The following is a 7,953-nucleotide window of genomic DNA, read 5'->3' on the forward strand; positions in this document are numbered from 1 at the left end:
AGATCATGAAGCCGTTCGCGGAAATCACCATCAAGGTGCGTCAAGTTGAGGAGCAAAACTAATGGGTCATAAGGTTAACCCGATTGGCATGCGTCTCCAGGTCAACCGCACCTGGGATAGCCGCTGGTACGCTGACAGCAAGGACTACGGTGATCTTCTTCTCGAAGACCTGAAAATCCGTGAGTTCGTCAAGGAAGAGTGCAAACAAGCCGGCATCAGCCGTGTGATCATCGAGCGTCCGCACAAAAAGTGCCGCGTCACGATCCACACCGCCCGTCCGGGTGTCATCATCGGCAAGAAAGGTGCAGACATCGAAGGTCTGCGCAAGAAAGTCGCTGCGATGACCGATTCCGAGCTGCACCTCAACATCGTTGAAGTGCGCAAGCCGGAGCTCGACGCCCAACTTGTGGCCGAAAGCATCGCGCAACAGCTCGAGCGTCGTGTGTCCTTCCGTCGTGCCATGAAGCGCGCCGTGCAGAACGCCATGCGTATGGGTGCCCTCGGCATCCGCGTGAACGTCGCCGGTCGTCTTGGTGGTGCTGAAATCGCGCGTACCGAATGGTACCGCGAAGGTCGCGTTCCGCTTCACACCCTGCGTGCAGACATCGACTACGCGCATGCTGAAGCAACCACGGCTTACGGCATCATTGGCATCAAAACCTGGATCTTCAAAGGCGAGATCATGGAACACGACCCGCAGGCTCGTGACCGTCGCGCCGAAGAAGCCCAAGCCGGTCCGGCACCTCGCGGTGACCGCGGCGGCCGTCGCTAAGGAGGTCTGAGACATGCTTCAGCCAAAGCGTTCAAAATTCCGCAAAATGCACAAAGGCCGGATTCACGGTGAGGCAAAAGGCGGTTCCGATCTGAACTTCGGCACCTTCGGCCTCAAAGCCGTCGAGCCCGAGCGCATCACCGCGCGTCAGATCGAAGCTGCACGTCGTGCCATGACGCGTCACATGAAGCGTCAGGGCCGTGTCTGGATCCGTATCTTCCCGGACACCCCGGTGACCGCAAAACCCGTCGAAGTTCGTATGGGTAAAGGTAAAGGCTCCGTGGACCGTTGGGTCTGCAAAGTCAAACCCGGCCGCGTGATGTTCGAACTGGACGGCGTTTCGGAAGAAGTCGCTCGTGAGGCCCTGCGCCTTGCCGCGATGAAACTCCCGATCAAAACCCGCACCGTGGTTCGCGAAGACTGGTAAAGGTCGAAAGTGCCTTTTGGCACTTTCTGACCAGCAGTCCGCGTCAGCGGACTGTCACGCGTGTGCGGCAGTTGCTTTTCACGGAAAAGCAATGAGAGCACACCTCGGTTTAAAATTAAGAAACCCCCGCTGAGACATCGGCGGGGGTTTCGTTTTGAACGGAAGCCTTTATTCTTCAAAGAACTCTAGTGAATTTTTGAAGGTACTTCTTTCATGACCAATTTTGATAAGCTGGAGCGTATACTGCCGAGTATTTTCGGGAGTTTGGTCATTTTGGGCGGCGTGGTCTTCATTGGAAACCTTGAATACAGGGGCGCACGTTATGAGGATGCATATGAGCTGTGCCACGACGTTCAACATAGTTTTAATGAACGATCTCGGTCTTGCCGAAAAGCGATAGAACTGAGCAAAGAGCTTCAACAATACGCGCCCGGCAAGGGGCATCGTGCCTACATAAAGTCCAATCTGCTCAAAATAGATTATGCAAGGATGCTGGTTAAGAATGGCGACTATGAGAGTGCAGAAGGCCTGTTTGATGATGTGCTTAGAGGATTCATGCTGCATTGGTCTCGCGATGCCAGACCGGAATTAAGCGAGACCCAAGCCACAGTTTTGCGATATCTGGTGGCGGTTATCGAGCAAGAGCCTGAAACTTTAGCTGTGGTGGAGCGCGCATTGGATCACGAGAACACCCGGATCACCTGGCCGATCCTGAGAGGCGATCTTTCTAAGGTAAGCGAACAGTGAATGCGCCCTTGAACCGAGGCTTTGGTCCACGCATATCTAGCCTCAACTGACCCCAAAGAGGCCAAAATGCGCGCACAGATTTCCAAGCTCCTCGACCGCCCCATCACTCGCCATTTCATCATGGGGGTGATCCTGTTCAACGCGGTGATCTTGGGGCTTGAGACCTCGGGCGCTGTCATGGCGCGGATGGGCGGGTTGATCAAAGCGCTCGATATGATCTGTCTGAGCGTCTTCGTTGTGGAGCTTTTGGCGAAAATCTACGCGCAGGGGCCGCGGTTCTTTCGCGATGGTTGGAACCTCTTTGATTTTGTCATCGTCGGCATCTCGCTCTCGCCGGTGGGGGCGGGGCTTTCGGTGCTCCGGGCGCTTCGTATCCTGCGACTGCTGCGCGTCGTCTCCGTCGTCCCAAGCCTGCGCCGGGTGGTCGAGGCCTTTATCCTCGCGCTGCCGGGGATGGCTTCGGTGTTCTTGCTCACGGGGATCATCTTTTACATCGGGTCTGTGATTGCGACCAAACTTTACGGGCCGACATTTCCCGAATGGTTCGGCACGCTCGGCGCCTCGCTCTATACGCTGTTCCAAGTCATGACGCTGGAAAGCTGGTCGATGGGCATCGTGCGCCCGGTGATGGAGGTGCATCCCGAAAGCTGGCTGTTCTTTGTGCCCTTCATCTTGATCACGGCTTTTGCGGTGATGAACCTCGTCGTCGGTCTGATCGTGTCGACAATGCAAGACGCCCACGTCGAAGAAGAACACGCCGCCACAGATATTTACCGGGACGACGTGGTGAAGCGTTTGGAGCGGATCGAGAAGGCGTTGGAGCGCAGATAAAGGTCTGGAACAAGGCCGCAGGCCGCCAGATCTGCGCAAGACCGTTCCGGCGGTCTGGCGCATTTGCGGCACTGGGTGCATTGCAAAAGGTCACGCGGGCTTGAGGGATAAACTGCACCGTGGCGGCGTTGGTGCGCCTAACCACGGTCTTGCGCAGCTCAGGCTTGGTTCTCGGGCGCGGGGCTCCGCAGGTTACTCACCCCATTTATAATTAAAACTCACCGACACCCGGTCGAACTCCGACTGGTTCATCATCACCTCATGGCGCAGCCAGCTTTCCCAGAGCATGATGTCGCCCGCTTCCGGTGCCATGTAGATGAAATTCTGCATCTCGCGACGGGCGTCTTTGATCCGCGCGGGCGCGGCCATCATCATCGCGTGGCGCGGGTCTTCGAGCCGGAGAGAGGACGCCCCGTCCGGCATGGCGACATAGGTCGTGCCGGAGATCACCGAATGCGGGTGGATGTGCGCGGAGTGATAGCCGCCCTCCGGCAGGATGTTGATCCACAGGTCTTCGAGCACCAGCTTTCGCTCGCCCAGATCGAATTGCAGGTCTTCGGCAAATTTCGCGACATGCTGATCGAGGCTCTCGACGATGTCCTTGAAGATCGGAAACCGCCAGGGCAGGTCAGTGAGCGAGGCATAGGAGGTGTAACCGGGATAGCCTTTGTCATCGCACCATTGCTGACCGGCCTCGTCATCCTCGGCGATGGCATAGCAACTATCGAACAGCTCGTCTTCGTCCACGGTCGGGGAGAATTCGTTCAGTTTCGCTTTGTAGAGACGGGTGACGAAGAGGGATTCGATGTCGGCCATGGGAGACTCACTTTCAGGCATTCTCTGATTTCGCGCCCTTATAGACGAGAAACAGCGTTGCCGCAGCCCACAGTCAGGGGCTAGAAGCGTGAAAAAATGACGCTGCCCGCCGCATTCGGGGCGTAGCGCAGCAACAGGCCCGTAGACGCAGTATGATACAGAACCCCACCTCTCTCGCTCTTCCGATCGCTCTGGCTCTTGTCGGCGCGGTCCTGATCCTCTGGGCCGTGCGCCGGCTCTTGCGCCGGTCTAAGAAGGTGCCGATGCATGTGCAGGTCTATGAGGGCGTGTCCGAGGTGTTTCGTAAAGACCCTGAGGCCGAGGTGCCCGCCGAGGCGCTGGTCTGTTACCGCGCCTATAGGCTCTATCTCTACCTCTTGGACGACGGATTGGACAAAGGGGTGAGTAATATGGAGCCTGCGGTGGTGCGCGACGCCCTTCCGGCTTTGGAGCCGCTGGGTCTTGGGGATGCGGCTAAGGAGATTGACGCTTTCGTGGGGGTCTATGAGGAGATCGAGCGCCGCACGGATGTGGACGAGAGCCTCGGTGAAGAGTATCAAAAGACGGCGCGCGATCTGGACCGCAGGCTTTATCCGCTTTTGCGCGAAATCCCGGAGCGGCTGGAGCGGTATCTGGGGCGGTGAGGTCAGCGCCTCGGCAAAGCCAATAGTCAAAAAAGCAATTTATTGAGGCCCAAGTGAATTACACGGACTACTGGTTCAACATTCTGACGTCGCCCTCTTTCAAACATGCCTTTTACGCTTTGGCGTTGGGGGCTTTGTTGTTAGGGCTGGCGCTTGTCGTCGTAGCCTTTGCCTTTTACGGGCGCGGGCGGGAGGCAGAAGGCGGCGGTTCACTTGATCCGAAATGGGCAATGCTGTTCGCGACCTGGCGGGACAGTCTGATCATCACACTGCTGTTCGCCGCGCAGGCGCTGATCTACCGCTATGCCGATTTCATGGGAATGAGCACTATGGGAATGACCAACGTGCTGACAACCTACACGCTTGTTCAACCTATGTTGGTCTATATCCTCGATATTCTCATCGTGGTTGTTGCAGTTTTGCGGATCATCGCCATCACGCGGTTTCTAAAGCGGGCTGGTGCATAGGGGAAAAGCGGCCAAAACCCCAAGTTTCCCTTGCCACCATACCCCCACCCCCTTATAGAGCAGCATCTCACAGATTCCCGTTCAGGGGATTCGTGTGTATTGACATAACCCACCGGGCCGAATGTCACCCCCAAAAGGGCGCATTCCGGTGCTACCAGGACCCAAGGAGAGGCGAATATGAACGCCCAAGAATTGCGTGCGAAAACGCCGGACGAGCTCAAGACCGAGCTTGCCAATCTGAAAAAAGAATCCTTCAACCTGCGCTTTCAGCAGGCCACGGGTCAGCTCGAAAACACCGCTCAGATCCGCAAAGCGCGCCGCTCGGCCGCTCTTGTGAAAACGATCCTGAACGAAAAAGCAGCTGCGGCTGAGTAAGAGGAGCCTGACCTATGCCCAAACGTATTCTTTCCGGGGTCGTGACCTCGAACCAGAACGAACAAACTGTGACCGTGTCCGTTGAACGTCGCTTCAAGCACCCGGTTCTGAAAAAGACCATCCGTAAGTCCAAAAAATACCGGGCTCACGATGAGAACAACCAATTCAACATCGGTGACACCGTCCGCATCGTGGAATGTGCACCGAAGTCGAAAACCAAGCGTTGGGAAGTGCTCGTTTAATCTCTGATTGAACAAGCCTCCTCCCAGCTTAATCGAAACCCTGGGGGCACCGATCGCTGCAGATCGCCCCAAAGGTCGGGAGAAACCAAATGATCCAGATGCAGACCAATCTGGATGTCGCTGATAACTCTGGCGCTCGCCGAGTTCAGTGCATCAAGGTCCTCGGCGGTTCACACCGTCGTTACGCCTCCGTGGGCGACATCATCGTGGTGTCGGTCAAGGAAGCTATTCCGCGTGGCCGTGTGAAAAAAGGGGACGTCCGCAAGGCCGTCGTCGTTCGCACCGCCAAAGAGGTCCGTCGTGAAGACGGCACCGCGATCCGTTTTGATCGCAACGCGGCCGTGATCCTCAACAACAACAACGAGCCGGTCGGCACCCGTATCTTCGGGCCGGTGGTTCGTGAGCTGCGTGCAAAAGGCATGATGAAAATCGTGTCGCTGGCACCGGAGGTGCTCTAATGGCTGCGAAACTGCGTAAAGGCGACAAGGTCGTCGTGCTTGCCGGTAAGGACAAAGGCAAACAGGGTGAAATCACCACTGTCATGCCCGCCAAAGGCAAAGCCATTGTGGAAGGCGTGAACATCGCCATCCGTAACACCCGCGCGACCCAAGGTGATCAAGGGGGCCGTCAGCCGGTCGCCATGCCGATCGACCTCTCCAATCTCGCGCTTCTGGACGCCAACGGCAAAGCCACCCGCGTCGGCTTCAAAGTTGAAGGCGACAAGAAAGTGCGCTTCGCCAAAACCACGGGAGACGTGATCTGATGCTCGACACCACCGATTACACCCCGCGTCTCAAGGCGGTTTACAAGGACAGCATTCGTGCCGCTCTCAAAGAAGAGTTCGGCTACAAAAACGACATGCAGATCCCGCGTCTGGACAAAATCGTTCTGAACATCGGTTGCGGCGCTGAAGCTGTGAAAGATTCCAAAAAAGCGAAATCCGCTCAGGAAGATCTTTCCGCGATCGCCGGCCAAAAGGCCCTCATCACGAAAGCCAAGAAATCCATCGCTGGTTTCCGCGTTCGTGAAGATATGCCGCTCGGTGCGAAGGTGACCCTTCGTGGCGACCGTATGTATGAATTCCTCGACCGTCTGATCACGATTGCAATGCCCCGCATCCGCGACTTCCGCGGCGTGCCCGGCAAATCCTTTGACGGCCGTGGCAACTACGCCATGGGCATCAAAGAGCACATCGTGTTCCCCGAGATCAACTTCGACCAAGTCGATGAGACCTGGGGTATGGACATTGTCATCGCCACCACGGCGGAAACCGATGCTGAAGCAAAGAGCCTGTTGAAAGCTTTCAACATGCCTTTCAACAGCTGATCGCGCGAGGAGTTTAGAGAACATGGCTAAGAAATCCATGATCGCCCGTGAGCGCAAGCGCGAGAAGCTGGTGGCCAAATACGCCGCCAAGCGCGCTGCTCTCAAAGAGATCATCTATGATCAAGAGAAGCCGATGGAAGAGCGTTTCCGCGCTTCCCTGAAGCTTGCTGAACTGCCGCGCAACAGCTCGGCTACACGTCTTCACAACCGTTGTCAGCTGACCGGTCGTCCTCACGCTTACTACCGTAAGCTGAAGGTCTCCCGGATCATGCTGCGGGAACTTGGCTCCTTCGGCCAGATCCCCGGTCTGGTGAAATCGAGCTGGTAAGGGAGCACAGATAATGAACGATCCTATCGGCGATATGCTCACCCGTATCCGCAACGCTCAAATGCGTGGCAAATCCACCGTTTCCACCCCGGCTTCCAAGTTGCGGGCATGGGTTCTGGATGTGCTGCTTGATGAGGGTTACATCCGCGGTTACGAAAAAGGCACCGATTCCAAAGGCCATCCGAGCCTTGAAATCAGCCTCAAATACTTCGAAGGCACTCCGGTCATTCGCGAATTGCAACGGGTCTCCAAACCCGGCCGTCGCGTATACCTCGGTGTCAAGGACATCCCGTCGGTCCGTCAGGGCCTCGGTGTGTCGATTGTCTCCACCCCGAAAGGTGTGATGTCGGACGCAAACGCTCGTGCCAACAATGTTGGTGGCGAAGTGCTTTGCACCGTCTTCTAAGGAGGTCTTTCGATGTCTCGTATTGGTAAGAAACCGGTCGACCTGCCCAGCGGCGTAACTGCTTCTGTGTCCGGCCAGACCATCGAAGTGAAGGGCCCGAAAGGCTCTCACTCCTTCACCGCCTCGGACGATGTGACCCTCGCTGTCGAAGACAACGTGATCACCGTCACTCCGCGTGGCAAATCCAAGCGTGCCCGCCAGCAATGGGGCATGTCCCGCACTATGATCGGTAACATGGTTACCGGCGTGACCGACGGCTTTAAGAAAGAGCTGGAGATCAACGGTGTTGGTTATCGTGCCCAGATGCAGGGCAACACGCTTAAACTCAACCTGGGTTACTCCCACGAGGTGAACTTCGAGGTTCCCGCAGGTGTCACTGTGACAGCTGCGAAACCGACCGAGATCACTGTCGAGGGCACCGACCCGCAACTCGTCGGCCAAGTCGCGGCAAACATCCGCGAATGGCGTAAGCCCGAGCCCTACAAAGGCAAAGGTATCAAATACAAAGACGAGTATATCTTCCGCAAGGAAGGGAAGAAGAAGTAAGGACGCTCATCATGGCAAACAGCAAA

15 protein-coding genes are annotated in these 7,953 nt (G+C 56.6%); 14 read left to right on the forward strand and 1 reads right to left on the reverse strand.

What is annotated here, in order from left to right; genetic code table 11:
- Positions 1 to 61 precede the first annotated feature (61 nt).
- From rpsC to ACN0X0_RS22510, 4 genes are all read left to right on the forward strand, one after another.
- The gene (rpsC, locus tag ACN0X0_RS22495) at positions 62 to 772 is read left to right on the forward strand and encodes a 30S ribosomal protein S3 (RefSeq protein ID WP_417281069.1); all 711 of its coding nucleotides are present in this window, start codon (positions 62 to 64) and stop codon (positions 770 to 772) included.
- 13 nt (positions 773 to 785) lie between these two features.
- Positions 786 to 1,199 carry a 50S ribosomal protein L16 gene (rplP, locus tag ACN0X0_RS22500; RefSeq protein ID WP_417281070.1) on the forward strand — a complete coding sequence of 138 codons (414 nt, stop codon included), beginning with the start codon at positions 786 to 788 and terminating at the stop codon, positions 1,197 to 1,199.
- Between the two features lie 213 nt (positions 1,200 to 1,412).
- Positions 1,413 to 1,946, forward strand: coding sequence for a hypothetical protein (locus ACN0X0_RS22505; RefSeq protein WP_417281071.1), 534 nt, complete (start codon positions 1,413 to 1,415; stop codon positions 1,944 to 1,946).
- A gap of 66 nt (positions 1,947 to 2,012) precedes the next feature.
- The gene (locus ACN0X0_RS22510) at positions 2,013 to 2,777 is read left to right on the forward strand and encodes an ion transporter (RefSeq protein WP_417281072.1); all 765 of its coding nucleotides are present in this window, start codon (positions 2,013 to 2,015) and stop codon (positions 2,775 to 2,777) included.
- A gap of 192 nt (positions 2,778 to 2,969) precedes the next feature.
- Here the strand turns inward: ACN0X0_RS22510 and ACN0X0_RS22515 are convergent, their stop codons facing one another.
- Positions 2,970 to 3,593, reverse strand: a complete 624-nt coding sequence (locus tag ACN0X0_RS22515; protein WP_417263796.1) for a TIGR02466 family protein — start codon at positions 3,591 to 3,593, stop codon at positions 2,970 to 2,972.
- Positions 3,594 to 3,745: 152 nt separating this feature from the next.
- Here ACN0X0_RS22515 and ACN0X0_RS22520 point away from each other — a divergent pair, with 152 nt between their 5' ends.
- The 10 genes from ACN0X0_RS22520 to rplF all read left to right on the forward strand — a co-directional run bounded on the left by ACN0X0_RS22520 (position 3,746) and on the right by rplF (position 7,927).
- Positions 3,746 to 4,237, forward strand: coding sequence for a hypothetical protein (locus ACN0X0_RS22520; RefSeq protein WP_417281073.1), 492 nt, complete (start codon positions 3,746 to 3,748; stop codon positions 4,235 to 4,237).
- Between the two features lie 53 nt (positions 4,238 to 4,290).
- Complete coding sequence (locus ACN0X0_RS22525; protein WP_417263794.1) at positions 4,291 to 4,704, forward strand: hypothetical protein; 414 nt, start codon at positions 4,291 to 4,293, stop codon at positions 4,702 to 4,704.
- A 177-nt stretch (positions 4,705 to 4,881) separates the two neighbouring features.
- Positions 4,882 to 5,079, forward strand: coding sequence for a 50S ribosomal protein L29 (gene rpmC, locus ACN0X0_RS22530; protein ID WP_417263793.1), 198 nt, complete (start codon positions 4,882 to 4,884; stop codon positions 5,077 to 5,079).
- Between the two features lie 14 nt (positions 5,080 to 5,093).
- Positions 5,094 to 5,321, forward strand: a complete 228-nt coding sequence (gene rpsQ, locus ACN0X0_RS22535; protein ID WP_417281074.1) for a 30S ribosomal protein S17 — start codon at positions 5,094 to 5,096, stop codon at positions 5,319 to 5,321.
- Positions 5,322 to 5,410: 89 nt separating this feature from the next.
- Positions 5,411 to 5,779, forward strand: a complete 369-nt coding sequence (rplN, locus tag ACN0X0_RS22540; RefSeq protein ID WP_090060723.1) for a 50S ribosomal protein L14 — start codon at positions 5,411 to 5,413, stop codon at positions 5,777 to 5,779.
- Positions 5,779 to 6,084, forward strand: coding sequence for a 50S ribosomal protein L24 (rplX, locus tag ACN0X0_RS22545; RefSeq protein WP_417263792.1), 306 nt, complete (start codon positions 5,779 to 5,781; stop codon positions 6,082 to 6,084). The genes rplN and rplX overlap by 1 nt, the downstream gene beginning before the upstream one ends.
- Complete coding sequence (rplE, locus tag ACN0X0_RS22550) at positions 6,084 to 6,647, forward strand: 50S ribosomal protein L5 (protein WP_417263791.1); 564 nt, start codon at positions 6,084 to 6,086, stop codon at positions 6,645 to 6,647. Before rplX ends, rplE begins: the two co-directional genes overlap by 1 nt.
- Before the next feature lie 22 nt (positions 6,648 to 6,669).
- Positions 6,670 to 6,975, forward strand: a complete 306-nt coding sequence (gene rpsN / locus ACN0X0_RS22555; RefSeq protein WP_066608612.1) for a 30S ribosomal protein S14 — start codon at positions 6,670 to 6,672, stop codon at positions 6,973 to 6,975.
- A 13-nt stretch (positions 6,976 to 6,988) separates the two neighbouring features.
- Positions 6,989 to 7,381, forward strand: coding sequence for a 30S ribosomal protein S8 (gene rpsH / locus ACN0X0_RS22560; RefSeq protein ID WP_066608614.1), 393 nt, complete (start codon positions 6,989 to 6,991; stop codon positions 7,379 to 7,381).
- 12 nt (positions 7,382 to 7,393) lie between these two features.
- Entirely contained in the window at positions 7,394 to 7,927 is a 534-nt protein-coding gene (gene rplF / locus ACN0X0_RS22565) for a 50S ribosomal protein L6 (RefSeq protein ID WP_066608617.1), read from the forward strand.
- Positions 7,928 to 7,953 lie beyond the last annotated feature (26 nt).

Origin of the sequence: Celeribacter sp., assembly GCF_048270365.1 — a bacterium.
In the GTDB taxonomy this organism is placed as follows: domain Bacteria; phylum Pseudomonadota; class Alphaproteobacteria; order Rhodobacterales; family Rhodobacteraceae; genus Celeribacter.